The following is a 26,462-nucleotide window of genomic DNA, read 5'->3' on the forward strand; positions in this document are numbered from 1 at the left end:
GCGACGGTGCAAACAATCAGACAGTCAGGGGGCGGTGTGGAGCATCTGTTCAAATTAACGCTGGCGCTGTGTTGCGTAACGCTGGGGAGCCTGGCGCAACCGGTGTTGGCCGAGGAAGAGGCGGCGGCGCGCAGGGTCGACGTCAATGAGTACTTCGTGCGCGGCAATACCGTGCTCGATGCGGCGACGATCGAGGAGGCGGTGTACCCGTTCCTGGGACCGCAAAAGACCCTGGACGATATCGAAGGTGCCCGCGATGCATTGCAGAAGATCTACCAGGCGCGTGGCTACCAGTCGGTGTTTGTCGAGCTGCCGGAGCAGAAGGTCGATGACGGCATCGTCTACCTGCAAGTGAGCGAAACCAAGGTTGGCCGCGTACGGGTGGTCGGCGCCAAGCATTATTCACCGGTGGAAATCCGCGAGCAGGTGCCGGCCCTGGAGGAGGGCGCGGTGCCGGACTTTGCCACGGTGCAAACCCAGTTGGCCGGCCTCAATCGCAGTGCCGGGCGCCAGGTCACGCCGCTGGTGCGCGAAGGCCAGCGCCCGGGCACGATGGATGTGGACCTGCAGGTGGAAGACCAGAACCCCTGGCACGCCACCCTCGGCCTGAACAACGACTACAGCGCCGACACCGAGAAGCTGCGTTCGGTCGCCACGCTGGGTTACGACAACCTCTGGCAGCTGGGCCACAGCATTTCCCTGACCTACTTCACCGCGCCCCAGGACACCGACAACGCCAAGGTCTGGTCCGGTTCCTACAGTGCGCCGTTGAACGAGCGCTGGACCTTGCAGTTCTCGGGTTACCAGTCCGACAGCAACATCGCCACCATCGGCGGCAGTAACGTGTTGGGCAAGGGCCATTCCTACGGCGTGTCGGCCATCTACAACCTGCCGGCGGCGGGTAATTGGGCCAATTCGTTCTCGTTCGGCGTGGACTTCAAGGACTTCGACGAGCAGATGAAATTCGGCTCCAGCAGCGACCAGGTGCCGCTCAAGTACGCACCGTTCACCTTGGGTTACAACGGCTTTCGCTACACCGAACAATCCCAGTTGGGCCTGGGCCTGAACCTGGTGGTGGGTACCCGCGCGTTCTTCGGCTACGGCAGCGATGCCGAAGAGTTCGACTACAAGCGCTACAAGGCCAGCGCCAGTTTCGCCGTGCTCAAGGGCGACCTGAATTACACCTACACCTTTGCCAACGATTGGCAGTCGGCAACCAAGGGCGGCTTCCAGCTCGCGTCGGGGCCGCTGGTTTCCAACGAGCAGTATTCCGCCGGCGGCGCCACTTCGGTGCGCGGTTACCTGGCGGCGGAGCGCACCGGGGATGAGGGTTACTTGCTCTCCCAGGAGCTGCGCACGCCGTCCCTGGCCAAGTTCCTCGGCAGTTATGTGCAGGAGTGGCGCTTTTATGCGTTCGCCGAAGGCGCGCGCATGCGCCTGCACGACCCGCTGCCCGAGCAAGAAGACGAATACAGCCTGGCCAGTGTCGGCCTGGGCACCCGCGCCAGTTTGAGCAAATGGTTGTCCGGCAGCCTGGATTGGGGCTACCCGCTGCTCGATGGACCGAACACCCAGAAACAGGACTCGCGATTGCACTTCAGTGTGCAGGCGACTTTCTGACTTTTTCTTCCGGAGACTTCACCCATGCAACGCCTATTCCTGAGCCTGTTGATCTGCCTGGGCTTCGCGCTCCCGGCCACCGCCCATGCCTGGTGGCAGGACGACTGGCACTACCGCAAACAGATTTCGGTAGACACCACCGCCCAAGGCGCCGCGATCAGCCAGGCCCTGGGTCGCACTGCACTGCTGGTGCGCCTGCACACCGGCAACTTCACTTTTGACGGGGTCAAGGACGACGGTTCTGACCTGCGTTTTGTGAGTGCCGACGACAAGACCGTGTTCAACCACCAGATCGAAAGCTTCGACCCACTGATGGGCATGGCGCTGATCTGGGTCGATGTGCCCAAGGTCGAAGGCGGCCAGCGCCAGGATCTGTGGATGTACTACGGCAACCAGAAGGCACCGGCCACGGCCAATGGGCAACTGACCTTCGACCCGAGCTACACCGCGCTCTACCACTTTGACGGGGTCAATGGCACCCCGGCCCGGGACACCACGGCCTACGCCAACACCGCGTTGAACGCCACCGGCGCGAGCATCGACGGCGTGATCGGCCGCGCCTTGCAGTTGAGCGGCCAAGCGTTGATGTTGCCGGCCAGCCCCTCGTTACAGCACGCTGCGGGCGGCGCGTTCACGTTCAGCGCCTGGTTGCGCCTGGACCAGGCCAGCGGCGAGCAAGCGGTGCTGGCCCGTCGCGACGGCGGCCATAGTCTGTTACTGGGCCTGAACCAGGGCATGCCGTTCGTGGACGTCGACGGCCAGCGCGCCGTCTCCACTCAACCGCTGAACCCTGGTCAGTGGCAGCACCTGGCGTTCACCGCCGAGGGCGATAAGGTCACGCTGTACGTGAATGGTCGCGAAACCGCGACTCTGGCAGTGGCTCTGCCGGCGTTCAATTCTCAGACCGCCATTGGCGCCGACCTGCCGGAAGCCGGCAGCACCCACCTGCCATTCGCCGGTGCCATCGATGAGCTGCGCCTGTCCAAGGTGGCACGCCCGGCTGCGCTGTTGCTGGCCGATGCCAGCGCCCAGGGCGCCGAGTCGAAGCTGGTGGCCTACGGGGTGGATGAAGAACAATCCGGCTTCGGTTTCGGCAGCCTGGGCTTTTTGCTCAACGCCGTACCGGTGGATGCCTGGGTGATCATCCTGGTGCTGGTGGCGATGATGTTCCAGTCGTGGGTCATCATGCTGCGCAAGAACCGCCAGGTCAGCCGTGTAAGCAGTGCCAACGAGGTCTTTCGCGAGCACTTCGCGCAGATCGGCACCCGCCTGGAGATGTATGCCGACGACGCCCTGTTGGGTGAGCGCCTGACCCATTCTTCGCTGTGGCGCCTGTACCTGGTGGCGGTCAAGGAGATCCGCACCCGCCGTGCCCAGGGCGCGGACACTTCGTCGGTGTCGGCCGCCACCATCGAAGCCATTCGTTGCTCCATGGACGGCGTGCGCACTCGCGAGAACCAGGCCCTGAGTTCCAAGTTGTCGACCCTGTCCAACGCCATCGCCGGCGGCCCGTACATCGGCCTGCTCGGCACGGTGCTGGGGATCATGGTGGTGTTCCTCGGCACGGCGATGGCCGGTGACGTGAACATCAACGCGATCGCCCCTGGCATGGCGGCGGCGTTGCTGGCGACAGCCATGGGCCTGTTCGTGGCGATCCCCGCGCTGTTTGGCTACAACCGCCTGATCACGCGCAACAAGGAAGTCAGTGCGGACATGCGCGTGTTCGTCGACGAGTTCATCACTCGCCTGGCGGAGATGCACGGCGAGAGCCAGCACAGTGAAGCCGCGCACCGCCGCGAACATCACGCATCGGTTCCGGCCTGAGGAGAATCGCCATGGCTTCCGTAAATGCCTCCCTCGACGATGACGATGACGCGGCCGTCGACAGCATCAACATCACGCCCCTGGTGGACGTGCTCATGGTGGTGCTGGTGATGTTTATCCTCACTGCGACCGCCCAGGTGTCGGGCATCCAGATTCACCTGCCCAAGGCCAGCGCCTCGGTGTCGTTGTCGCAGGCCAAGACCAAGGCCATCTCCGTGAATGACGGCGGCCAGGTGTTCCTCGACGCCTATCCGGTGACTCTCGGCGAGCTGGAAGAACGCCTGCGCATCGAGAAAGCGCTGAACCCGGACTTCCCGGTGATCGTGCGCGGCGATGCGATGGTGCAGTACCAGAAAGTCATCGAAGTGCTCGACCTGCTGCGCCGGCTGGAGCTGTCCCAGGTCGGGCTGGTCACCGGCAAACCGAGCCAGGGCTAAGTCATGACTGTACAGATCCCGATCGCGCCACCGCCTGTGAAAAACACGCCGCCGTTGCGCCCGTTGAAGTGGGGCGCCGGCCTGTTGCTGGGCGCCGTCGCCGCCTGGTTCTTGTGGCAGTGGGCCAACGACATGAGCGGCGTGCGCCGTGAAGCGCCGAAGGTGCCGACGATTATCCCGTTGCCGCCGCCACCTCCACCGCCGCCGGAAAAACCCAAGGAGCCCGAGCCCCAGGTCGAAGAAAAAGTCCCGGAACCGGTGCCGAGCCCCGAGCCCGAAGAGGTCAAGCCGGTCGAGGAAGCGCCGCCTTCGCCTAACGAGGATTTGGCCAACCCGATGCAGATCGATGGCGACGCCCAGTCCGGCAATGACGGTTTCAACATCGGTGCCGGCAAGGGCGGCGGTATGGCCGGCAGCGGTGGCGGCGGGCTGGGGACCGGCACCTACAAGCAGTACCTGGCCGGCACTTATCAACGGCTGATGCGCGAGGATCCTGAGCTGCGCAAGAAGGCCTTCTCGATACAGATAGACCTGTGGCTGGGCGCCGATGGCCAGGTCACCAAGGCGCTGGTGGCCAAGTCCAGCGGGGATGCCGAGACCGATGCGCAGATGCTCGCCTTGATCCAGGCGCCGCGTGCCACACAGAAACCACCGGCGTCGCTGACGCTGCCCATGCGCCTGTCCCTCAAGGGCCGGCGCCCGGATTGATTGAATCCTTTTTTCAACGGTTTTTACAGGAGTTGCGTACACATGATTTCCCCCGTGAATCGACTGACCCTGGCGGTCGGCATGGTCATCGCGACCCTGGTCGGCCAGGCGGCTGCGGCCCCGGTTGCGCCCTCGGAAAACGTCACCATCAACCTGATCCGTCTGCTGGTGCAGCAGGGCGTGCTGAGCCAGGACACCGCCAACGGGCTGATCGCCCAGGCCGAAAAAGAAGCCCGGCAGGCGCGCCAGGCGAATGCCGCGCCGCTGGTGGCCGCAGGCCCGACCGCAGCCCCCGGCGATGTGCGGGTGCAATACGTGCCGCAGGCGGTGAAGGATCAGATTCGTGACCAGGTCAAGGCCGAGGTCATGGCCACTGCCAAACAGGAAAACTGGGCGCAGCCCAATACTTTCCCGGACTGGGTCTCGCGCATCAGCTTTGACGGGGATATCCGCCTGCGGGATGAGTCGCGCTACTTCTCGGGCAACAACAGCAACGAGATCGTCGACTACGCCAAGCTCAATGAAAGTGGCCCGTACGACACCAACAAAGACACCAACACCAAGCTGCCACCGCTGCTCAACACCACCAAGGACCGCGAAAACCTGTTCCGCCTGCGCGCTCGCCTGGGCATGAAAGCGGTACTGTCGCCGGACTGGACCGCTGGCATTCGGGTGGGCACCGGCTCCGACAACAACCCGGTGTCCACCACCCAGACCCTGGGCGGTGGCTTTGGCAAGAAGGACATCTGGCTCGACCAGGGTTACCTGAGCTGGAAGGCCAGCCCGGACGTGACCCTTACCGCCGGGCGCTTCGCCAACCCGTTCTATTCCACCGACATGATGTATTCGGGCGACCTGAACTTCGACGGTATCGCTGCCAACTTCAACCACGCGCTGAACAGTGAGTGGGGCCTGTTCGGCACCCTGGGCGCGTTCCCGGTGGAGTACACCTCCGACTCGGCCAGCAGCAACGGTTTCGACAAGGAAGACAGCGATACCAAATGGCTGTTTGGCGGGCAGATCGGCGCCAACTGGAAAATCAACCGCGAAAACAGCCTCAAGGGCGCGTTGGCGTACTACCACTTCGACGATATCGAAGGGAAGCGCTCCGGCGCTTGCCAGCCCTGGTCCGGCCAGCCGGCCTGTGACAGCGACGGTTCACGCCTGGCCTTCATGCAAAAGGGCAACAGCGTGTTCCTGCTACGCGACATCACCCCCAACCCGGCGACGCCCGGCCTGACCCCGCAGCCGCAGTTCGTGGGCCTGGCGTCCAAGTTCGACGTGCTCGACCTCAACCTGGCCTGGGATGCCGAGCTGCCAAGCGACTTCAAACTGCGCACCCAGGGCAATTACATCCACAACCTGGCCTACGACAAGGGCGAAATGCTCAAGCGCAGCGAAGGCCAGATCGTCAACAACATCAACAGCAACGGTCAGTTTGAAAGTGGCGGCAATGCGTTGATGGTTTCGTTCACCCTCGGCAGCGCGCTGGAAATGCGCAAGCGTGGCGACTGGAACGTACTGGCCGGCTACAAGTACATCCAGCCTGACGCCTTGCCCGACGGCTTCAACGATTCGTCGTTCCACCTGGGCGGCACCAACGCCAAGGGCTACTTCATTGGCGCCAACTACGGCATCGAAAAGAACATCTACGCCAGTGCGCGTTGGTTGAGTGCGTCCGAAGTGTATGGCGCGCCGTTCGAGGTGGATGTGATGCAACTGGAACTCAACACGCGCTTTTGATGCGCAGGGAGACGCCACATGAACACGCGAATCTGCGGGCTGTTACTGCTGCTGGTCGCCAGCGGCGCGTCGGCTGAAGGCATGGAGGAGCGCCTGCGCACGCAACTGCGCAGCACCACCCAGCAATTGCAGGCCCTGCAAAGCGAGCAGGCTCAGGCCAGCGCCGCACGCCTTGCTGCGGAAAACCAGGCCAGGCAGGCCCAGGCGCAAATCAAGCAACTGACGGCCGAGCTGGACAAGGCCCGCGCCGTGGCCGAGCAAATGGCCGGCCAGCAACAGAGCCTGCACAGCCAGGCGCAGGCCCAGGTGGCGGCCAGCAATGAGCAGATCGGCAAGTTCAAGAAGGCCTATGACGAACTGCTGGTGCTGGCCAAGGGTAAAGAGGCCGAGCGAGCGCGCTTGCAGGCACAACTGAGTGAACGTGACACACAAGTGCAGCAATGTTCAGTCAAGAATCAACAGATGTACGGCGTGGCCCGGCAGTTGCTCACCGCCTACGAAAAAATCGACGTGGCCGAGGTGATGAGTATCCGCCAGCCGTTCGCCAGCAGCGTCCGGGTCAAGTTCGAGGAACTGGCCCAGGGCTTCGGCGACGATTTGTACAAGAGCCGTTTCGATGCGCCCCAGGCAACTGCCAATCATTGATAGACAGGGAAGAGATCTCCATGAGCGAATTGATCACCAGCGTCACCCCCCAGAGCCTCACCGAGTTGCTGCAGGAAGCCGGCTACCGGGTCAACCAGACTGAGCAAAACGGCATCGTGCAATTGCTCAGCGCCAGCCAGGGCATCGGCTTTGCGGTTCGCTTCGGCAACCCGGCGGCGGAGCAGGGCGGTTATGTGGATTTCACCTACAGCTGCGCACTGCGTATCCAGGGCGAGCTGCCCGAAGGCCTGGCCCAGGTGTGGAACGCTTCGCGGCGCTTTGCGCGGTTGTCGGTGCAGAGCGAATTCCTGCTGATGGAAATGGACGTGGTGGTGGCCGGTGTCGGCGCTACGCACCTGCGCAGCCAGCTGGAATTGTGGGACCGTCTATTGCAGGAATTTATTGTTTACCTGCGTGAATACAGCCAGCAGGCGGCGCAGTTGCAGGCTGAAGCCGAGGCGCCGGTATTGTGAAAAAGCCAACCCTGATGGTCGGCGCGGGTGCGCTGGCCTTGCTGGTGGTGGCGGTTGGCTTGAGCCTGCGGCCGGGCAGCGACCCGGTGGCGGCGCAGCAACCGGCGCCGGTGAGCAACCCGGCAGCGAGCGGGCCGGCAGTGGCGCGCCTGGGCAATCAGCAGATTGACCTCATGGAACTGAAAACCGTGCTGGCCAGCCTGCCTGTCGAGTCCCGCGAGCAATTGCGCGGCAATCGTGGCGCGTTGGAAACCTGGATCCGTTCACGCCTGGCGCAAAAGGCGGTGCTCGAACAGGCTGACGCCCAGGGCTGGCGCCAGCGCCAGGACGTGGAGCAGCAAACCCGCGCCGCCGCCGAGCAGATTGTGTTTCGCGACTACATGTTGTCGGTCAGCCAGGTGCCGGCCGATTACCCCAGCGCCGCCGAATTGCAGCAGGCCTACGACAGCGGTAAATCGCAGTGGGTGACGCCGGCGTTGTATCGCGTGAGCCAGATTTTCCTCGCGGTGAATGACCCGCAAGCCGTTGACAGTGTGCGCCGCCAGGCCCAGGAACTGAGCCGTCGCGCCCAGGCGGCGCCGAATGAGTTCGCCGCCCTGGCCACGCAGTTTTCCCAGGACACCGACTCTGCTGCACGCGCTGGCGACTCGGGCATGCAGCCGTTGCAGCAACTGGTGCCGGAAGTGCGCAGTGCGGTGTCGCGCCTCAAGGTCGGTGCCGTGTCGGACGTGGTGCAGAGCGCGGCGGGGTTCCATGTGCTCAAGCTCACCGGCCAGCAACCGGCACGCACCGCGACCCTCGACGAACTGCGTGAACGCCTGACCCAGGCCCTGCGTGCCCAGCGCCAGGAGCAGATCGCCAAGGCTTACCTCGAAGGCATGCTCAATACCGCCACCCTGAGTATCGACGGCGCCGAGTTGAACAAAGTGCTGGAGTAATACACGTCAACCCGCATTGGATGCACAGACTGACAAGACAGGGAGTCTCCCATGGCATTTCTAGAACCGTCTGCCCCTCAGGGGCCGTCCGCTTATCGTGCGCCAGCCGAGGGCCGCAACAGTTGGCTGGCCCTGGCCCATGAGATCGACCCGGAAGTGGCGCGCTACTTTTTGGTGAGTGCACGCTGCGGCTGTTTCATGCAGGCGGCGCGCAGTTTGAATATCAAGGCCACGCTGTTGCGCAAGCGTCTGGCGCAGTTGGAGGAACACCTGCGGCATTCGCTGTTCAGCTACCAGGGCAATGGTTTGGTGCTCAGTCGAGATGGCCAGCAGCTGCAGGCGCAGCTGATTGCCCTGGCCCATGAACGACGCCTGCCGGTGACGGAGCAGCCGTTGATTCGGCTGGCCGTGGCCGAGCCGATCCTGCATGACATCCTTGGGCGCGATCTGATCGCGTTGCTGCGCCGCAATGCCAGCGTGCGCCTGGAGATCATCTCCATCGACAGTCACGTGTCGTTGCAGGCGATGGATGTGGACGTGGTGCTGTGGCTGTCAGACGCCGACGGGCCGGTGCCGGGTCCGAGCTTTGCCACTGAGCCACCCCGAGCCTTGGCGCGCTTGCAGTATCTGCCGCATATCGCCAAGCGTTATTCGCGGTTGACCACGCGGCCGGACAGTGTGGAGGACCTCGACGATTACATGCTGGTGCAATGGCAGCCGGATGCGCAGGTGGGGGCTTTGCAGGCGTGGAACCAGGTTGTACAGGAGCGCCTGGCGGCAGTGGTGCAGGTGCAGGCGTATTCGCTGATGCTGGAGATGATCCGTTGTGGCGCGTGCATTGGGTTGCTGCCGCATTACATGAGCAGCTTTGACCGGGGGCTGGTGGCGTTGCCGGGGTTATTGACCGAGAGCATGCAGCGCCAGGTGTGGTTGGCGGTGAATGCGCAGGTGCGGGATGAGGAGGCGGTGCGGATGATTGTTGAACTGATCGTTGGCACCTTTGAAGGTCGGCGGGAGTGGTTTGACTGACAGATTTCTCTTAGATCACCGAATTCCCCTGTGGTGAGCGGGGCATGCCCGCTCGCCACAAAAAACAGTTATTTCAGTGTTGCAGCACGCCGCGAAAGGTCGCGCTCAGGGCACGCAGTGTCTCCCGTGAGCGCACATCGGTGATGCGGCTGTAAAGCACCACTTCACTCACCGGCAAGGGTGGCAGGCCGTATTGCTCGCTCACATCTACCGCGCCAGACGGCGCCACGCGGCGGGCGAGGGCGGCGACGCCCAATCCGGCGCTGACGGCAGCACCGACGGCCAGGACGCCGCCGCCCACGAAGACTTCGGTCCAGTCGATGCGCGCCGTGTCCAGTGCGCGGGTCGCCAGGTGACGAACACCGCAGGGTGCGGCCATGGTCGCCATGCGCAGGGGCGTGCCTGGGGTGTGTTGCCAGGTGGGGGCGGCGAACCAGCCGAAGCGTTCCACTGCCAGCACTTCACCGTCCCGGCGGTCGCCTTCGTTGCGCACGATCACGGCGTCCAACTCATTGCGATCAAAAGCGGCAACCAGGTCGCGGGAGGAGGCGATGCGCACTTCGAGGATCACCAGCGGGTCGTAGGCGGCCAGGCGGCTGAGCCAGGCCGGCAGGTCGGGGCCGGCCACGTGGTCGCTGATGCCGATGACCAGGCGCCGGGGCGTGTGAGTCGCCATGTCGCCCAAGGCGCGTTCATGGGCATTGAGCAGGGCGCGGGCGGCGATGATGAACTGTTCGCCTTGGGGCGACAGCCGTACATGGCGAGGCGTGCGCTCGAGCAGACGGTAGCCGAGGCGCTCTTCCAGGCGTTTGAGCTTGAGGCTGATGGCCGCCTGGGAGGTGTCGAGGGCTTCGGCGGCACGGGTGAAACTGGCGAAATCCGCCACCAGCACAAAGGCCTGGACGGTATCGATATCCAGCGGTCTGAGGGCGTCAGTCATATTCAATCCTTATCGCATATATATCGACGGATATCTTGTTGAAATCAACGACGCTGCGCAAGCTGAACGCTCATCTTGCACAGGAGTTCTCGCATGTTTGCCAAACAGTATTCACACCGCTTGCCAGCCGACTATGACATGGGCGTGATTCACCGGCGCGCCGCGCAATTGGGGCCGTTGTGGGATGACGCCGAGGGGTTGCTGTTCAAGGCGTTTATCGCCCGCGAGCAGGGGGGCAAAGTGTATTCGTCGGTGTACCTGTGGGCCGACCCGTTGCAGGCCGCTGACTTTTTATTGGGCGAGCGCTTCCAGAAGGTGCTCGACAGCTTTGGTCGCCCGCATATCGAGAGCTGGTTGCCGCTGGATGTACAACGTGGCCCGGCGCAGGGCGCAGTGAGTTTGTACCGCGAGGAATGGCCGCTGGAGGCGGGCGCGGACAGGGCGGTGGCCTTGGCCGAGGGAAAACGGCGCAATCAACAGGTGGCCGACAGCGCAGAGACCTTTGCGGTGTTCCTGGCGCTGGATGTGCAAGCATGGCGCCTGGTGCGGGTCACCTTGTCGGCCAAGGCGCTGGACGCGCAGCACCCAGGGACGGGTTACCAGGTGCTCTATCTGGCACAAGGCGTTGCGCGACTGGGATAACTGCGCCAGTCTTGGTGGCCTCATTCCCTGGGTCCAAGCACGCTGCGATGCAAGCCACACGTCTGACACTCATTTGCCATGCCCTCACGCCCCTGCAAAAACAGGGGCGTTTCTGCGATGACGAGCCGGTGGCGATGGATTGGCAGGGGGCGGCCGGATCTCTCGCTGGGCGTTATAGGAAAAAGCCGCGTTTACTCTGCGCTCCCGAGCTGCGTACTCGGCAGACGGCGGGCTTGTTCGGCAATGACGCTGTGATCGAAGACGCCCTGCGCGATGCTGATTTCGGCCAGTGGAAAGGCCAGGCCATCAACCAGCTCAATCGTGATGAGTTGAATACCTGGCTCACCGACAGCACCTTCGCGGCCCAGGGTGGGGAGTCAGTCGATGACCTATGCGCACGTGTAGCGCAGTGGCTGAAAACCCTCGAAACCCAACCCGGCCATATCGTCGCAATCACCCACCCCTTTGTGATCCGCGCCGCGTTGTTGCAGGTGATGCAGTTCCCGCTGTCGATGTTCTACCGTATCGACGTCGAACCGTTGTCCGCCACCGAGCTACGCTTCAACAACGTCTGGCGCCTGCGCCTGGAAACTCACGCCTGAGCGCCTGAACATGGCAAAATCCACGCCCCGCAATGAGAGCAACCCATGAAACGCATCCTGATCATCGGCATTGGCGCCGGCAACCCTGACTACATCACGATGCAGGCCGTGAAGGCGCTCAACCGCACCGACGTGTTTTTCCTGATGGACAAGGGCCAGAGCAAAGACAAGTTGATCGACCTGCGTCGCGAGATCTGCGAGACCTACATCACCGAGCCGGGTTATCGCTTCGTTGAGGCCGAGTGCCCGGAGCGCGTGCGCGGCGATATCGACTACACCACCGCCGTGCAGGACCTGAACCGCGACAAGCAGCAGACCTTCGAACGCATGATCAACGAAGAAATGGCTGACGGTGAAGTAGGTGCTTTCCTGGCGTGGGGCGACCCGGCGTTATACGACAGCACCATCCGCATTTTGCAGGCGATTCTGGCCAGTGGCCGTTGCGCCTTTGAGTTCGAGGTGATCCCCGGTATCACCAGCGTGCAGGCGCTGGCCGCACAGCATAAAGTGGCGCTGAACCGTATCGGCAAGTCGGTCGAGATCACCACCGGGCGCCGTCTGGCGGCGGGGCAGGCGAGTGATGCGGACACCCTGGTGGTGATGCTCGACGCGGAAGACTCTTACCGCACCGTGGCCGATCAAGGCCTGGACATCTACTGGGGCGCCTACCTGGGCACGCCGGATGAAATCCTTATCAGCGGCAAGGTCAGTGAAGTGGCAGAAGAAATCGAACGGGTGCGCAAGGCGGCGCGCCTGGAAAATGGCTGGATCATGGACACTTATCTGCTGCGCAAACCCTGAGGTCACGTCCCATGCTCAAACTGTTTGCCCTGGCGCTGACCCTGGTGGTCGGCGTCGCTCATGCCGACGATACGCTGCACACCGACTTGCCGTTGTCGTACCTGGAACAGACCCAGGGCGATGCGCGCAACCAGCCGCTGGTGATTTTCCTGCACGGTTTCGGCAGTGACGAAGAGGATTTGTTCGGCATCAAGGACGCGCTGCCGTCCACCTGGACTTACCTGTCGGCCCGCGCGCCGATGCCGGTGGACCCCCACGGCTATCGCTGGTTTACCAAGACGCCCGGTGACGGCGAATACGATGGCGAGACCGCCGACCTGCAACGTAGCGCCCGGCTGATCGAAGACTTTGTCGGCAAAGCCACCGCCAAATACCACACCCAGCCGGATCGGGTGTTCCTGGTGGGCTTCAGTCAGGGCGCGATCATGTCTTACGAGGTGGGGTTGCGTCGGCCGGAACTGCTGCGTGGGATTGCAGCGTTGAGTGGCAGCGTGTTGCCGGTGCTCAAGGCTGAGCTGAAGCCGGATGCGTCACTGGGCAAGCTGGCGATTTTCATTGGCCACGGCACTTTGGACCAGGCGCTGCCTTATGCGTCGGCCACTCGGGCGAATGAGGTGTTGACGGGGTTGGGATTGAAGCCGGAGTTCCACGGGTATCCGGGCATGCCGCATACCATCAGTGAAACGGAAGTGCAGGACCTGAAAGCCTGGCTGGAAAAGAGCCTGAATTAAACGTGGTCGAGCACTGTGAGAGGGGCTTGCTCCCTCCCACATGTGGATCGGGTTGTCTGGAAGATTGTTATTTCCCGCCGGTAATCTGCTTCACCAACGCGGCATGCCCCTTCGCATCATCCGCCCGCGAAATCGCCTGGATCACCAGCAGGTGATTGCCCGAACCGCCCAGGAACGTCGAATTCAGGGTCTTGCCGCCGCCCTGGGTGGCGGTACTGTCCACCTGGCGCAGGCCCAGACCCTTGAAGGTCAGCTTCTTCTCGCTCTGTTTCTTGAAGTCCGGCAGGGCGGCGCTCTGGTCCTTGACGAAGCCGGCCACGGCGCCGTCCAGGAATTTCGCGTCGTTATCCCCAATGGTTACCCCATCGTTGCGCACGGTTTCGGCGACGATCACCACGCTTTTCGTGGTCTGGTTGGCGTACATCGTGCCTTGGGTATCGGCAGTGCCGTCCTCCGCCTTGCCAGCCGGCAGGGTGTCGGCGGCGTAGGCTTTGGGCAGGTTGAAGGTGAACTTGCCGCCCAAGGTGGAGATAGTTTGGGTGGTCGGCTTGGACGCGGCGAATACGCTGCCGGCGGTCAGCGCGAGGGCCAGCAGGACGGTGGTCTTGGTGAAAGTGGCCATGAAGCGCTCCAGGGGATGAACAAGATTGCGGCGTATTCTGTCAGAAAAGTCGCAATCTCGTTCACCGGCAGCCTCACAGCTTGTCGGACTCTTCCTCCAGTCGATCCATCTCAAACAGCCGCGCCAGTTCTGCCCGTGCTTCCTGGGCGGTTTGCATCACCTTGGCCGCGTCGTCGTACACTGCGTGTTGCGCGGCCAGCACTTGCAGGTCGTGGTTCTTGAAGCGGGTGATGCGTGCATCGGCCTGGGCCTGGCTCAAGCCGAGGCCCACCAGGGTGCGGCGGCTCATTTCCAGGCTGGAATAGAACGTTTCACGAACCGGCGAGGCGTCCAGGTCGACCAGGCGGTGCACGTGCTGGCGGTTACGTGCACGGGCGATGATCTGCATGTGCGGGTAGAGGTTGCGCACCAACTCGGCGGTCTTGATGTTGATCTCAGGGTCGTCCATGGCGATAACGAAGAACTCCGCTTGGTCGACCTTGGCCGCGTGCAGGATCTCGGGGCGTTGCGGGTCGCCGTAGAACACCGGCATGCCGCCGAAGCTGCGGGTCAGCTCGATGGTTTCCACCGAGGTGTCCAGGGCGATGAACGAGATGTTCTGCGCGCGCAGGATCCGCGCCACGATCTGGCCCATACGGCCCATGCCGGCGATCACCACGCGCGGCGCATCGCTTTCGATGGTGCGATATTCCTCGGGCACTTCCACCGGCTTGGCCTTGGGCTTGAACAGCTTCGGGCACACCAGCAGCAACAGCGGCGTCACCGCCATGGACAGGGTGATGGTCAATACCAGCACGTCGTAGAGGTGCGGTTCGAACAGGCCCTGGTCGCGGCCGATCTTGAACACCACGAAGGCAAATTCACCCCCGGCCGCCAGCACCACGCCCAGACGCAGGGCGCTTTCGCGATTGAGGTCACCCACCATGCGGCCCACGGCATACAGCAGCGGCAATTTCAGGCCTATCAACAGCAGCGTCAGGCCAATCACCACCAGCGGCGAGCTGAGCAACAGGCTGAGGTTGGCGCCCATGCCCACGCTGATGAAGAACAGCCCCAGCAGCAGGCCCTTGAATGGCTCGATCTGCGATTCCAGTTCGTGGCGGTACTCCGAGTCCGCCAGCAGCAGGCCGGCGAGGAAGGCGCCGAGGGCCATGGACACGCCCACCAATTCCATCAACCACGCCGTACCAATCACCACCAGCAGCGCGGTGGCGGTGGATACTTCACGCAGGCCGGTCTTGGCCACGATGCGAAACACCGGTCGCAACAGGTAGCGTCCGCCGATGATCACCACGGCGATGCTGCCGAGGATCTGCAGTACGTGTTGCAGGCCCTGGGCCTCGGTGGTCGGGTGATCGCTGCCGGCCAGCAGCGGCACCATGGCGATCAGCGGGATCGCGGCGATGTCCTGGAACAGCAGGATGGCAAAGGCCAGGCGACCGTGGGGCTGGTTCAGCTCCTTGCGCTCGGCCAGGCTTTGCAGGCCGAAGGCAGTAGACGACAGCGCCAGGCCCAGGCCCAGCACGATAGCGCTGTTCCACGACTGGCCAAACAGCCACAACGCCACCACGCCCATTACCAGGCCGGTAAGCAGCACCTGCGCCAGGCCGACGCCGAACACCGCCTTGCGCATCACCCACAGACGCTTGGGTGACAGCTCCAGGCCGATGATGAAGAGCAGCAACACCACACCCAGCTCGGAGAACTGCGCGACGCTTTGCGGGTTGCCGATCAGGCCGAGCACCGAGGGGCCGATGATCACACCGGCGAACAGATAGCCCAGCACCGCGCCCAGTTGCAGGCGTTTGGCCAGGGGCACGGTCAGCACGGCGGCGAGCAGGAACACCACGGCTGCTTGTAACAGGTTGCCTTCATGGGGCATTGGGAACTCCAGGATCTTCAAAACCAATCAACAGACAGGTATTAGAGCGCTTTTTACATTTGGATAATTGTGTTTTTGCGGCGCAGGAGGGGGAACACGCAGTATTTTTCAAGGTTCCGAGCGCTTCGCGTGTTGTATGCCTTTGATCCACGCCGATGTGCGTTGTTGCTGATCGGTGGAGACAAGACAGGGCGACACCAATGGTATGAGGAACACGTCCCGATGGCAGAAAAGCTATATGACGTGCATTTGGAAACATTGCAAAAGCCCGGCACGTGCAGGGTTTTGTTTTATCCGGTTATCAATCGCCTTGCATGACCGCAACTTGCCCGACCGGTGCGAGATTCACTGGCCGGCGATACAACCCTACTGCCAACCGGGCGCCTTTTCCCCCAGCGGTACGGCGATGAGCCTCGTCCTTTGTTACTATCGCCGTCCCTTGTCGCCAGGAGTCACTGCCCCATGCAGCACCAGTGGGATGAAATGCACCGCACCCGCAAGCCCACCTTCGTACTGTGCGGCGAGCCTCAGGGCGACGTGCTCAATCTCTATGTTCACGGTTATTCGGCGTTCTTCAATCGGCAACAATTGGGTGGCTTCAAGGAGCAGTTGGCGAGTATCGAAGGTTCGACCAACCTGATGCTGTTCTGGCCGGCCGGGCATTTCCTGGAAAATCTGTTTGCACCCTTCAAGGAGGTGATCGGCGCAGTGCTGGGCGGCGGCAGCCTGGGCGCGGCGACCGTCGGGGTGGGCAGGGCGATTGCCTATTTTCTCGATCACTACAAAAGCGTCGAGGCGCGGGTGGACGAAGTCGCTAAAAGCCTGTTGCCGGAACTGGCCAACTACCTGCACGGTGAATCCCTTGATGTGCGGCGTATCAACCTGATCGGTCATTCCCTGGGGGCGCGCATCCTGGTCAAGAGCTTGCTCGCCAGCCCCGAAACCGCCCGTGAGCTGCCGTTGGACAACCTGTTGTTGATGGGCGGGGCGATCTGCACGTCGAGCCCGTGGGACGTGGTGTCGGCGCCGCTCAAGGGGCGAGTGATCAACTGCCACTCCAGCAAGGACTGGGCCTTGGCCATAAAGCCGGACACCGAACGCTGTATCGGCCGTTATGCAATCCCGGTGACACCGGCGCTCAAGGCCAAGGTCACCAACGTGCACCTGGCGACTTTCGATCACGCCGCCTATTGGCCGCAGTTGCAGACGGTGGTGCAGTACACCGACCTGCTGCACGAGCGGCGCGGCATGATCCGCTCTGACCAGCGCAGTGCTGAAGTACGTTTTGCCGAGGAGGACATCGATTTGTTCCCGGCGCTGGTGCAGGCCCGGCCGGAAGAGTTGAAGTTCCTCGCCGAATTGATGGCGCAAAAGCGCAGTGCATCGATAGACGCCACGGTGCGCGAGCCGCTCAAGTTGGCTGTTGAGCTGCAACGCATGGGCGGCGACAGCTTCATGAACCTGGCCCGTGGGCATGGTGTGGGTTACCGCCAGATCGCCGAAGATGTGGTGCGGCGGCTGGGGATCAAGTTCGACGAGGCGCTGGATACTGTCGCTCTGGCCGATCTCGAAGCCAGGGTCGCCGAGAAACTCATCGAACAGTACAAGGATAAACTCAGCAACGCGGACCGACAGGTGTTCGACGCAGAACTCAAGGCTGCCGCGCAAAAGGAGCAGGGCTTGTTCAGCCGTTTTGACGTAGGCCGTTCGGCTGCCACTGCGTTGAGCGGCACGGCGCTGGCCGGGCTCACCGGTTTTATCCTGCGCCGTGGCGCGGCCACGGCAGTCCCGGTGGTGGGCCAGGCGTTGGCGGCGGCGATGCTGGTGGTGAGCGGCGTGCGAGCATTTTCCGGCCCGGCGTATTCGATCACCACGTTGGCCGTGCTGGTGATCGGCGTGATTCGCCAGCGCATGGAGCGTGAAGCGCTGAACCAGGAGATGGACCTGGTGGTGCAGGTAGTGGAGGCATTCGACCTGCCAAGGGACACGGTGATGCGCACGGTCGTGTCCGACTGATAAGCTGCATCCTTGTCTTGTATGTTTGCCTGGGATACCGCGTGAAATTCAGCCTGCCGAAAATTGCTACCGCCCCGTTCTGCCCGCCGGAAGTGGCCGGCTCCGTCGCCGTTGACCCCAAGGCCTCGTTCTTCAAGCGCATGTTGATGTTCGCCGGCCCTGGCTTGCTGGTCTCCATCGGCTATATGGACCCGGGCAATTGGGCCACGGCCATCGAGGCCGGTTCGCGCTACGGCTACAGTCTGTTGTTCGTGGTGTTGCTGGCCAGCCTGGCCGGGATGGCGGTGCAGTGCCTGTGCTCGCGGCTGGGCATCGCCACCGGCAAAGACCTGGCGCAGCTGTGCCGTGAGCGCTACAGCAAGGGTTCCGCTCGCACCCAATGGGTGCTGGCGGAAATCTCCATCATCGCCACCGACCTTGCCGAAGTGTTGGGCTGTGCCCTGGCATTCCACTTGCTGCTGGGGGTATCGCTGACCACCGGCATTGTGATCACCTCCTTTGACACGCTGTTGGTCCTGGCCCTGCAAAACCGTGGCTTCCGGCGCCTGGAAGCGATCATGCTGGCGCTGGTGGCGACCATCGGCGTGTGTTTCTTTATCGAACTGGTGCTGATCAAACCGTACTGGCCGGACGTGTTCGGTGGTTTCGCCCCGTCACTCTCGGCCATCAGCGACGCGGCGCCGCTGTACCTGGCCATCGGTATCCTCGGGGCCACCGTGATGCCCCATAACCTCTACCTGCACAGCTCCATCGTGCAAACCCGCTTGATCGGAAAGGACCTCGCCAGCAAAGTGGATGCGGTCAAGCTGGCGCGTATCGACACCATCGGTTCATTGGCCCTGGCGCTGCTGGTCAACGCCGCGATCCTGATTCTCGCCGCCGCCGCTTTCCACAAGACCGGCCACACCGAGGTGGTCGAGATCCAGGACGCCTACCACCTGCTTGACCCGCTGGTGGGCGGTGCCTTTGCCAGCATCTTGTTCGGTATTGCGCTGTTGGCGTCCGGGCAAAGCTCTACCTTTACCGGCACCATCGCTGGGCAGGTGATCATGGAGGGCTACCTCAACCTGCGCATCCCCTGCTGGCAACGTCGTCTTATCACCCGTGGGTTGGCGCTGATTCCGGCGTTTGTGGGGGTATGGCTGATGGGCGACGATGCCATCGGCAAGCTACTGATCCTCAGCCAGGTGGTGCTCAGCCTGCAGTTGCCATTCGCGCTGTATCCGTTGATCCGCATGACCGGCGATAAACAGCTGATGGGGCCATTCGTGAATCGGCTGCCGACGCGGTTGCTGGCGTGGTTTCTGTTTGCGCTGATCAGTGGGGCGAATGCCTGGTTGATTGGGCAGTGGGTGTTTGGTTGAGGCTGTGCAGCCATCAAGATGAGTTAGACCAGAATCGCCAAGGATGTGTATTGGGCGATGTGGGGATCGGCGGTCAACAGCCTTATGGGTTCGCTCATGGCTGTCGCAACGATGAGCCGATCAAAAGGGTCGTTGTGATGGTGTTCGAGATCCTTGACCGCGATGGCATGTTCCGAGGTGACGGGCAGCTCGACAAATCCGCTTTCCAGGCAGTACTCACGGATTTCATCCAGATCGACAGCGAGTTTCCCCAGGCCGACCTTGATTGCCATCTCCCAGAATGTCGCAGCGCTGATGTAGATCTCTGCGGCATTCTCAATCAGCTTCCTGGCTTTGCCGGATAGCCTGGGGTCTTCCGTCAGGGTCCAAAGCAGAATGTGGGTGTCCAACAGCACTCTCATGCACGCTTGCCTTCGAAGGCATCCAGCAGATCGTCAGGCAAAGGTGCGTCAAAGTCTTCGGGAATGATGAACCTGCCTTTCATGGCACCGATTCTGCGACCCTTGGATTTCCCCATGGGCACAAGCTGTGCCATCGCACGTCCATGTTTGGCTATGGTGATGACCTTGCCCGCAGCGGCCTCATCCACCAGTTTTGACAGATTGTTTTTCGCTTCGCCCAAAGGAACCGTGATCATGTGGTTATCCCCATATTTTGGCCAAATATAGCCAAAACTGGGTGCGCTATCAAAGACGGCCAGACCACTGGCGGACGCGGCACGCTCAGATCGCGATGGTTTGTGATACGTGACTTTCATGGCAGTTCTCTAAAGGAAGATGTGGCGAAAGTCTGCCGTAACAGGCTTGGCCAGAAGAATACTGGCCCGAAAAAACAGAATGGAACTACTTCCTCCTGTAAGAAAATTCCTGATGTGGCGATGTTTCTCCCGAGCCTCTTTGCTCACCGATCCCAATACGGCACCCCCCCGAAACACTCCACAAAATAATCAATCACCGTCCGCACCTTCAGCGACAAGCGCCGGCTGCCCGGCCACAGTGCCGCAATCTGCTGCGGTTCCAGGGTTGTCGCCACTTCATAGTCGGTCAGCACCGCCTGCAACGTGCCTGCGCGCAAGCCTTCGCCGATCAACCAGGAGGGAAACACCACCAGCCCCAGCCCTTGCTCGGCGGCGTGGGTCAAGGTGTCAGCATGGTTGCCGGTGATCGGGCCCTTGACGCTGTAGGGCGTCCAGTCGCCCTGGCCCTTGCGAAAGAACCAGCGCTGCTGGCCGGTGACGCCTTTGTAGGCCAGGCATTGATGGTTGCTCAGCTCGTCGGGGTGCTGCGGGGTGCCATGTCGGGCCAGGTAGGCGGGGCTGGCGGCGATGCGAAAGCGTTGGGGCGCGAAGATGCGGGCCTGCATGCTGGAATCGTTGAGCACGCCGATGCGGAACAGCAGGTCGGTACCGTCCTGCAGTGGGTCGACGTAAGTGTCGGTCTGCTGGATGTCCAGTTGCAGCTTCGGATAGCGTCGGCACAATTCGCCCAGCCACGGTGACAGGTGACGCTGGCCGAATACCATGGGTGCATTGATGCGCACCAGGCCGCTGGGCTCGCTTTCCTGTTCCTGTAACGCCTGGCCGGCGGCTTCCAGTTGTTCCAGCATCAACCGCGCATGCCGCCCCAGCAGCCGACCGGCTTCGGTGGGGCTGACCGCGCGGGTGTGACGGTACAGCAACTGTTGGCCAAGAGCCTGTTCCATCAGCTGTATCTGCCGGGAGATAGAGGAGGGTGCCAGGCCTTCGCGGCGAGCCACTTCGGAGAAGCTGCCCAGGTCCAGCACGGCCACGAACAGGCGCAGCGCCTTGAAACTCAATTCATTCAAACCTTGCATCATGTCTCCAGGCTGTGCGTTTTGCGCAAAGGTGTTGTCGACATGCTCCCATTTATCGCACAGCTCGGCCACCGGATAATGCGCGCCATGTTTCCTTTCTTGAGCGCGGGTGATGTATGCAAGCAAGTTCCATCGAGGGTGTGGCGCAAGCCAGGCCGAAAAAAAACGTCTTGAGGGTGCTGTTGCTGCCGCTGGTGATCCTGGCCGGCATGGGCCTGTCGGTAGAAGCCGGGTTGCTCGGCCCGCTGGGTGTGCAGGTCGGCCACTTGTGGGCGACCCTGAGCATTTTCGGGGTGGGCTCGGCGATCCTGTATCTGCTGCTGTTGTTCAGTGGCCCGCAAAAGGGCCCGGCGCTCTCCGAACTGCCGCGCTGGCAGCTGATCGGCGGTTTCCTGGGACCGATCTACGTGGTCGTGCTGACCCTGGCCACGCCGCACATCGGTATTGCGATGACCATGATCGCGATTTTGTCCGGGCAGGTCGGCAAGAGTGTGCTGATCGACCATTTCGGCTGGTTCGGCTCGGCGCGCAAGCGGGTCAATGGCGAACGCTGGATTGCCTTGGCACTGATTGTGGTGGCACTTGTTCTGATTGCACGAGGTTAAGGCGATGAATCTGATTCTGTTACTGGTAGTGGTGGTCGCCGCAGGTGCGGTGTTGAGCGTGCAAGCGGCGATCAACGGTCGCCTGGGCCAGGCGGTGGGGGTGTTGCGTGGCAGCCTGGTGACCTTCTCGGTGGGGGCGATTGTCACCGCGTTAATGATTTTCTTCTTTGAACCCGTCCAGGCGGTGAGCCTGCTGGACGTGCCGAAATGGCAACTGACCGGTGCGTTGTTCGGTGTGGTGTACATGATGGTGATGGTCGGCGCGGTGCCGGTGGTCGGCACGGCCGTTGCCACCGTCGCGGTGATCGTCGGCCAATTGGGCATGGGCATGCTGATCGACAACTTCGGCTGGCTGGGCAACCCGGCCATCGAGCTGTCGAGCAGCCGCATCGTGGCGATGGTCTGCCTGGCGTTGGCGCTGGTGTTCATGTATCGCAGTAATACCCGCACCGACTGATGGCTTGAACCAACGAAGGCGGGCCGCAGTCACTGCTTAAGGTGTCGGCGCCCGCCGCACCGGGACGACCATGAAGAAGGAGTCTGACCATGCCAGATAAAACCTGTGCCTGCCCACACTGCAAATGCGTGCTGGGACCTGATGCGGTCATGAAGGACGGCAAGGGCTATTGCTGCCAGGGCTGTGCCGAGCACCATGCCCATGGTGAGCCGTGTGCGGCTGCGACGGGGTGTGAATGTGCCAAGTCTGCCAAAGGCTAGCGGTGTTTGAACCGGTGGGGGCATGCGTGCTCCCACACGGTTTGCGGGCCGCAAAAATCGCTCGGATTGTCGTGCGGCGGTGATTACCATAGCGACTCTCCTTCGAATGATGTGCACCCCATGGCCCTGGCCGCGCCGCCTGACCTCAGTGATCCTGCCGTTCCCGTGCAACCTTTGGCGCGCACCTATCCGCGTGGGCTCTACATTGAACCCCACAGCCACGACTGGGGCCAGTTGCTTTATGCCATGAGCGGCGTGATGTGGGTCGACACCCCGCAGGAAGCGCTGGTGGTGCCGCCACAGCGTGCCGTATGGCTGCCGCCCGGCGTGGAGCATGGTATCCGCGTGGTCTCGGACTTGCAGATGCGCAATATCTACCTGCGCTCGGCCCTGGCGGCAACGCTGGACAGCCAGGTGCAGGTGATCGAAGTCGGTGGGTTGTTGCGCGAGCTGATCGTCACGTTGGTGGACGAGGGCGACAACGGTGAGGTGGCTTACTACGACGCGCTGGTCAGCCTGGCTTTGCTGGAGCTGCAACGGGCGCGTCGCTCGCCGATTCGCATCGCCATGCCGGTGGAGGCCGACCGCCGGCTGATCAATGCCTGTCAGGCGGTCATGGCTGCGCCGTCCCTGGAGATCCCTTTCGAGCAGCATGCCGAAGCCGCCGGCGCCAGCGTGCGCACCCTGGCGCGGCTGTTCCAGACCCACCTGGGCATGGGCTTTGCCGAATGGCGCCGCCAGGTGCAACTGGCCACGGCGGTGGCAGAGTTGATCCAGGGCCAGTCGGTCAGCGCCATCGCGCGTTCCCTGGGGTATTCGCCCAGCAGTTTCAGCGACATGTTCCGGCGTGAACTCGGTGTGGCGCCCTCGCAATACGTGGGCTGAGGGGTTGGCCGAAATCCTGAAGCACTTGGCCGATGCTTCAGGCTGGTGCTCTCTACACTGAGCGCATCCACCCACAAGGCGCTGCCCCATGAACTACCTCATTTCCCTGGCCATCGGCTTGTTTGTCGGCGTGATCTACGGCGCCCTCGACTTCCGCTCGCCCGCACCGCCGGCCATCGCCCTGATCGGCCTGATGGGCATGTTGCTGGGTGAAAAGCTCTGGCCCATGGGGCGGCAGCTGGTGGGCACCTGGTTCTCCTGATCTCTTTTTTCTCTTCGATGGATATTGGCCATGAAAGCACTGCAATTTACTGCCACCGGCGACCTCAACAACCTGCGCTTTGTCGACGTCGTCACCCCGGTGCCGGCCGTGGGTGAAGTGCTGGTCCAGATCAAGGCTGCGGGCCTCAACCCCAGCGACGTCAAAAACGTGCTCGGTCGTTTTCCCTATACCACCTTGCCGCGCATCCCCGGCCGTGATTTCGCCGGGGTTGTGGTTGAAGGTCCGCAGGCGCTGGTCGGCCAGGAAGTGTGGGGCACCGGCCGTGACCTGGGCTTTTTTGCCGACGGCTCCCATGCCCAGTACCTCACCGTGTCGGCCAAGGGCGTGGCACATAAGCCTACCCACCTGAGTTTCGCCCAGGCCGCGAGCCTCGGTGTGCCGTACACCACCGCCTGGGATGCACTGGAGCGCAGTGGCGTGACCCAGGGCACACGCCTGCTGGTGATCGGCGCCAATGGCGCGGTGGGCAGTGCGACCCTGGCCTTGGCGAAGATCCGTGGCGCCCAGGTGCTGGCCGCCGTACGTCGCCCGGAACAGGTTGAAGTCTTGCAGAGCCAGGGCTTCGCCGCGATTGTCCTGGGCAAGCCGGAAGACCTGGGCGCGCACGTCAACGCCGTGTTCAAGGGCGGTGCGGATGTGATCTTCGATACCACCGGCTTCTGGCTGCCCGCCGCCGTGGCAGGCCTGGCACCGTTCGGCCGCATCGCCATTATCGCCGCACCGGTGGACGGCCATGTACAACTGCCGGCCCTGGCGTTGTACCGCAAGGGCGGTTCGGTGGTGGGGATCAATTCGTTGCTCTACAACTGCGAGCAGTGTGCGGTGATGCTGGAGCAGTTCGGGCGGCTCTTCGATGAAGGCTTGTTGCCGCTGCCCACCGGCCTGCGTGAAGTCGCGCTGGCCGATGGGGTGCAGTGCTTCGAAGAGGTGAACCAGGGCAGCGCAGACAAGCTCATCTTCCTGCCCTGATCCTGGCGGTCATGCCTCGGGAACACCTTTTTCCCAGGCCGACCAGTTGTTGAGGATCGCCTGTACCAGCGGGTTGCCCGTGCGGTACAGGTTCTCCAGCGCCGGGACAAAACCGCCCTGGTCCGCGTACTTCAACAGGTTATCCACTTCGCTGTAGCCCGGGTACGGCCGGTCGAAATCCGAACCGGCCCGCACCACCGCCAGGCGCTGGATGTCCACCAAACCTTCGCGGCTGGCGCGCAGCAGGGCCTCATAGGTGGAGTTGTCTTCCTGCTGCGTGGTGCAGTATTCGCCTTTGTTGTCGGTCAGCAGCTTGGTCCACACCTCGGCGCGCTCGCTCAAACGCGTGCCGGAGAACCAGGTGTTGCCCGCCAGGGTGTCGCAGCGCGTAACTTGCGGCGGCTGGTTGGCCGGTGCGGCCGGGTAGTGTTTGCGCCAGGCGCTGGATTCCTTGCTTTCCGTCAGCTCGACCTTCTGTGACAGGGCAAACGCCTTGGCCTGCAATTTGGGGTTCAGCTCAAACACTTCGGTCTTGTAGTCCAGCGGTGGTTTTTCGTTGGGGCCCTTTGTGTTGATGCCGAGATAGCCGGTCGGCCAATCCTTCGGCGCATCCCGTGAATCCAGCTCCCATTGGGTGCCGAATTCCACCAGGTAATGCGCCCACGCGGCGGTGCCGATCGTGCCGTGCTTGGGGCTGATACCGGCGATCCCGGCGGTCAGGAAATAGCTTTGGCGCAGGTCGAATTTGGGCGAAAGGGCCAATGCCAGGGTGGAGGCCGCGGCGTTGGTCTGGCCCATGCCGGTGACCAGCAGGCACACATCCCGGGTATTGCAGCGGATCACCGGATACTCGGCGGACAGGCCCGGCACGCGCACTTCCTGCTTGAGTTCCAGGCGGTCGATCCAGGTTTGCGCCTCGGGGGCGAACATGGTGATCAGCATCACCTTGGGCTTGATCGGCGCGGGTGCATCGGCCAGCACCACCTGGGGCAGAAAGGTCAGGCCAACGGCCATTGAGAGACGGGTCAATGCGTTCATCTAAAGCTCCTTGATCAGAATTGATAGCCCACGCCGGCGTAGTAACCCCAACCGTCCGAGCGGGCGCGGAAATTGCCTTCGCCGAAATTCAACTCGCTGCCGTCTTCCCAGTTGCCGCCGTTATGAAAGTAACGGCCGACCAGGGTGAAGCGCAGATGGGTAAACGAATACAGCAGCACGTTGGTGGCCACCAGCGAGTTGGCGGTGCGTGCAGGGTTGTCCTTGTGCAGGTCCGAGCCAAAATCGTAGTTGGTAAAGCCGATGTAGGTCAGCGAGGCGCCGTTATCGAATTTGCCGATGGGCACGATGTACTTCATTTGCGCACGGTAGCCGTCCCAGGAATATTCGTTGCTGGCGCCATAGTTTTCCCACTGGTAACGCCCGTAGAAGTTGGCCGACAGGTTGACCCGCGAGTGGGTGTCGATATCGGTGCCCAGGCCGCTGTACAGCGTATTGGCGCGGTTGGCCTTGTTGCTGCCGTGGTCGTAGATCCAGTCGAAGGCCACGTACCATTCCTTGAACGGCCCGATGGCCAGGCTGCGGCCCGCCAGGTAGTCGATGGAAATCCGCGGCTCATGCTCCATGAACACCGGCGAGCCATGGTCCCACACGCCCTTGTCATTACTGTTACCGATGGTGAGGATCTTCGGCACGTCGATATAGCCGTACAACTCGAAAGGCCCCTTGCGACCGAAGTATTCGTACTCCAGATAGACGTCATCCTGCGGCTTGGGGCCGAAGCTGATGTCTTTGCTGCCGATCAGCGTCAGGTCCTGGTTGAACCAATCCGACAGGTACACGCCTTTTTTCGCCGGGTTGGCTTCCGGGCTGAGGGTTTCGCCCTGTGCTGAGTCATCGACGGGTTTTTCCTGCGCCAAAACGGGCGCGCTGAGTAGTCCCGTAACGGCGGTCAGTAGCAAGGAAACACCAAAGCAGGTAGGACGCCTTGAGGTGGAATGCATTGAAAATCCCTATTCGTACGCGGTTTGAACCCGATTCTTCGGGTAGAGGTGAACTTGGTCGCCAAGTTCGTACCGCAAACGTTTGCACAGGCTGTACCAACTTTGTTCAATCGATTGATCAGCTTGGAAAAAAATAGGATTAGTCGACCTTTT

Annotated in this window: 28 protein-coding genes and 2 pseudogenes; 22 read left to right on the forward strand and 8 right to left on the reverse strand. The window is 62.3% G+C overall.

Annotated features, from left to right (window positions below; translation table 11 throughout):
- The first annotated feature begins 36 nt into the window (after positions 1-36).
- The 9 genes from BFN10_RS20745 to BFN10_RS20785 are packed head-to-tail and all read left to right on the forward strand — an operon-like array spanning position 37 to position 9,417.
- Positions 37-1,620 carry a ShlB/FhaC/HecB family hemolysin secretion/activation protein gene (locus BFN10_RS20745; protein WP_071491226.1) on the forward strand — a complete coding sequence of 528 codons (1,584 nt, stop codon included), beginning with the start codon at positions 37-39 and terminating at the stop codon, positions 1,618-1,620.
- Positions 1,621-1,644: 24 nt separating this feature from the next.
- Positions 1,645-3,444, forward strand: a complete 1,800-nt coding sequence (locus tag BFN10_RS20750; RefSeq protein ID WP_071491227.1) for a DUF2341 domain-containing protein — start codon at positions 1,645-1,647, stop codon at positions 3,442-3,444.
- An 11-nt stretch (positions 3,445-3,455) separates the two neighbouring features.
- Positions 3,456-3,881, forward strand: a complete 426-nt coding sequence (locus tag BFN10_RS20755; protein ID WP_071491228.1) for an ExbD/TolR family protein — start codon at positions 3,456-3,458, stop codon at positions 3,879-3,881.
- A gap of 3 nt (positions 3,882-3,884) precedes the next feature.
- On the forward strand, positions 3,885-4,589 hold the full coding sequence (locus BFN10_RS20760; protein ID WP_071491229.1) for an energy transducer TonB family protein: 705 nt from the start codon (positions 3,885-3,887) through the stop codon (positions 4,587-4,589).
- Between the two features lie 42 nt (positions 4,590-4,631).
- Positions 4,632-6,332, forward strand: coding sequence for a putative porin (locus BFN10_RS20765; RefSeq protein WP_071491230.1), 1,701 nt, complete (start codon positions 4,632-4,634; stop codon positions 6,330-6,332).
- A gap of 18 nt (positions 6,333-6,350) precedes the next feature.
- Positions 6,351-6,977: a DNA repair protein gene (locus BFN10_RS20770; RefSeq protein WP_071491231.1), complete on the forward strand. Its 627-nt coding sequence runs from the start codon at positions 6,351-6,353 to the stop codon at positions 6,975-6,977.
- Positions 6,978-6,997: 20 nt separating this feature from the next.
- Entirely contained in the window at positions 6,998-7,450 is a 453-nt protein-coding gene (locus BFN10_RS20775) for a YbjN domain-containing protein (RefSeq protein WP_173668605.1), read from the forward strand.
- Positions 7,447-8,388, forward strand: coding sequence for a peptidylprolyl isomerase (locus BFN10_RS20780; RefSeq protein WP_071491232.1), 942 nt, complete (start codon positions 7,447-7,449; stop codon positions 8,386-8,388). The genes BFN10_RS20775 and BFN10_RS20780 overlap by 4 nt, the downstream gene beginning before the upstream one ends.
- Positions 8,389-8,439: 51 nt before the next feature.
- Positions 8,440-9,417 (forward strand): LysR family transcriptional regulator, encoded by a 978-nt coding sequence (locus BFN10_RS20785; RefSeq protein WP_071491233.1) that lies wholly within the window; start codon positions 8,440-8,442, stop codon positions 9,415-9,417.
- Between the two features lie 73 nt (positions 9,418-9,490).
- Here BFN10_RS20785 and BFN10_RS20790 read toward each other — a convergent pair whose 3' ends face one another.
- Positions 9,491-10,357, reverse strand: a complete 867-nt coding sequence (locus tag BFN10_RS20790) for a LysR family transcriptional regulator (protein ID WP_071491234.1) — start codon at positions 10,355-10,357, stop codon at positions 9,491-9,493.
- 93 nt (positions 10,358-10,450) lie between these two features.
- On the opposite strand from BFN10_RS20790, the gene BFN10_RS20795 reads away from it, so the two are divergent.
- From BFN10_RS20795 to BFN10_RS20810, 4 genes are read left to right on the forward strand one after another with little or no spacing between them, the layout of a single operon-like run.
- Positions 10,451-10,999: a DUF4865 family protein gene (locus BFN10_RS20795; protein ID WP_071491235.1), complete on the forward strand. Its 549-nt coding sequence runs from the start codon at positions 10,451-10,453 to the stop codon at positions 10,997-10,999.
- Between the two features lie 47 nt (positions 11,000-11,046).
- A complete protein-coding gene (locus BFN10_RS20800) occupies positions 11,047-11,601 on the forward strand; it encodes a histidine phosphatase family protein (protein WP_071491236.1) in 555 nt (184 codons plus the stop codon).
- 45 nt (positions 11,602-11,646) lie between these two features.
- The gene (gene cobF, locus BFN10_RS20805) at positions 11,647-12,402 is read left to right on the forward strand and encodes a precorrin-6A synthase (deacetylating) (protein WP_071491237.1); all 756 of its coding nucleotides are present in this window, start codon (positions 11,647-11,649) and stop codon (positions 12,400-12,402) included.
- Between the two features lie 11 nt (positions 12,403-12,413).
- Positions 12,414-13,133 carry an alpha/beta hydrolase gene (locus BFN10_RS20810; protein ID WP_071491238.1) on the forward strand — a complete coding sequence of 240 codons (720 nt, stop codon included), beginning with the start codon at positions 12,414-12,416 and terminating at the stop codon, positions 13,131-13,133.
- A 67-nt stretch (positions 13,134-13,200) separates the two neighbouring features.
- Here BFN10_RS20810 and BFN10_RS20815 read toward each other — a convergent pair whose 3' ends face one another.
- Both BFN10_RS20815 and BFN10_RS20820 read right to left on the reverse strand, forming a co-directional pair.
- Complete coding sequence (locus BFN10_RS20815; protein WP_071491239.1) at positions 13,201-13,755, reverse strand: DcrB/PsbP domain-containing protein; 555 nt, start codon at positions 13,753-13,755, stop codon at positions 13,201-13,203.
- Positions 13,756-13,828: 73 nt separating this feature from the next.
- The gene (locus BFN10_RS20820) at positions 13,829-15,637 is read right to left on the reverse strand and encodes a monovalent cation:proton antiporter-2 (CPA2) family protein (RefSeq protein ID WP_071491240.1); all 1,809 of its coding nucleotides are present in this window, start codon (positions 15,635-15,637) and stop codon (positions 13,829-13,831) included.
- 117 nt (positions 15,638-15,754) lie between these two features.
- On the opposite strand from BFN10_RS20820, the pseudogene BFN10_RS28975 reads away from it, so the two are divergent.
- The 3 genes and pseudogenes from BFN10_RS28975 to BFN10_RS20830 form a co-directional block, all read left to right on the forward strand.
- Positions 15,755-15,955: pseudogene (locus BFN10_RS28975) on the forward strand (type II toxin-antitoxin system RelE/ParE family toxin); the annotation flags it as partial.
- 144 nt (positions 15,956-16,099) lie between these two features.
- Positions 16,100-17,653: a DUF726 domain-containing protein gene (locus tag BFN10_RS20825; protein WP_071491241.1), complete on the forward strand. Its 1,554-nt coding sequence runs from the start codon at positions 16,100-16,102 to the stop codon at positions 17,651-17,653.
- 41 nt (positions 17,654-17,694) lie between these two features.
- Entirely contained in the window at positions 17,695-19,017 is a 1,323-nt protein-coding gene (locus tag BFN10_RS20830) for an Nramp family divalent metal transporter (RefSeq protein ID WP_071491242.1), read from the forward strand.
- Positions 19,018-19,040: 23 nt separating this feature from the next.
- Here the strand turns inward: BFN10_RS20830 and BFN10_RS20835 are convergent, their stop codons facing one another.
- The 3 genes from BFN10_RS20835 to BFN10_RS20845 form a co-directional block, all read right to left on the reverse strand.
- A complete protein-coding gene (locus tag BFN10_RS20835; RefSeq protein WP_071491243.1) occupies positions 19,041-19,418 on the reverse strand; it encodes a type II toxin-antitoxin system VapC family toxin in 378 nt (125 codons plus the stop codon).
- Positions 19,415-19,774: a type II toxin-antitoxin system Phd/YefM family antitoxin gene (locus BFN10_RS20840; RefSeq protein ID WP_231999495.1), complete on the reverse strand. Its 360-nt coding sequence runs from the start codon at positions 19,772-19,774 to the stop codon at positions 19,415-19,417. Before BFN10_RS20840 ends, BFN10_RS20835 begins: the two co-directional genes overlap by 4 nt.
- Before the next feature lie 143 nt (positions 19,775-19,917).
- On the reverse strand, positions 19,918-20,850 hold the full coding sequence (locus tag BFN10_RS20845) for a LysR family transcriptional regulator (protein ID WP_071491276.1): 933 nt from the start codon (positions 20,848-20,850) through the stop codon (positions 19,918-19,920).
- A 116-nt stretch (positions 20,851-20,966) separates the two neighbouring features.
- Between BFN10_RS20845 and BFN10_RS20850 the strand changes: the two genes are divergently transcribed.
- The 6 genes and pseudogenes from BFN10_RS20850 to BFN10_RS20865 all read left to right on the forward strand — a co-directional run bounded on the left by BFN10_RS20850 (position 20,967) and on the right by BFN10_RS20865 (position 24,309).
- Positions 20,967-21,455 (forward strand): DMT family transporter, encoded by a 489-nt coding sequence (locus BFN10_RS20850; RefSeq protein WP_071491245.1) that lies wholly within the window; start codon positions 20,967-20,969, stop codon positions 21,453-21,455.
- A 4-nt stretch (positions 21,456-21,459) separates the two neighbouring features.
- Positions 21,460-21,912 (forward strand): DMT family transporter, encoded by a 453-nt coding sequence (locus tag BFN10_RS20855; protein WP_071491246.1) that lies wholly within the window; start codon positions 21,460-21,462, stop codon positions 21,910-21,912.
- A gap of 89 nt (positions 21,913-22,001) precedes the next feature.
- Positions 22,002-22,172 (forward strand): metallothionein, encoded by a 171-nt coding sequence (locus tag BFN10_RS28980; protein WP_081049255.1) that lies wholly within the window; start codon positions 22,002-22,004, stop codon positions 22,170-22,172.
- Positions 22,173-22,292: 120 nt separating this feature from the next.
- Positions 22,293-23,077 (forward strand): annotated as a pseudogene (locus BFN10_RS20860) (AraC family transcriptional regulator).
- 68 nt (positions 23,078-23,145) lie between these two features.
- The gene (locus BFN10_RS28985) at positions 23,146-23,319 is read left to right on the forward strand and encodes a DUF1427 family protein (RefSeq protein ID WP_076955279.1); all 174 of its coding nucleotides are present in this window, start codon (positions 23,146-23,148) and stop codon (positions 23,317-23,319) included.
- A 30-nt stretch (positions 23,320-23,349) separates the two neighbouring features.
- Positions 23,350-24,309 (forward strand): quinone oxidoreductase family protein, encoded by a 960-nt coding sequence (locus BFN10_RS20865; protein ID WP_071491248.1) that lies wholly within the window; start codon positions 23,350-23,352, stop codon positions 24,307-24,309.
- Between the two features lie 9 nt (positions 24,310-24,318).
- On the opposite strand, the gene BFN10_RS20870 is transcribed toward BFN10_RS20865, so the two are convergent.
- Positions 24,319-25,347, reverse strand: a complete 1,029-nt coding sequence (locus tag BFN10_RS20870) for a purine-nucleoside phosphorylase (protein ID WP_071491249.1) — start codon at positions 25,345-25,347, stop codon at positions 24,319-24,321.
- Positions 25,348-25,361: 14 nt separating this feature from the next.
- Positions 25,362-26,309: a nucleoside-specific channel-forming protein Tsx gene (locus tag BFN10_RS20875; RefSeq protein WP_071491250.1), complete on the reverse strand. Its 948-nt coding sequence runs from the start codon at positions 26,307-26,309 to the stop codon at positions 25,362-25,364.
- Between the last annotated feature and the right edge of the window lie 153 nt (positions 26,310-26,462).

The sequence above is a fragment of the Pseudomonas extremorientalis genome, assembly GCF_001870465.1.
In the GTDB taxonomy this organism is placed as follows: domain Bacteria; phylum Pseudomonadota; class Gammaproteobacteria; order Pseudomonadales; family Pseudomonadaceae; genus Aquipseudomonas; species Aquipseudomonas extremorientalis.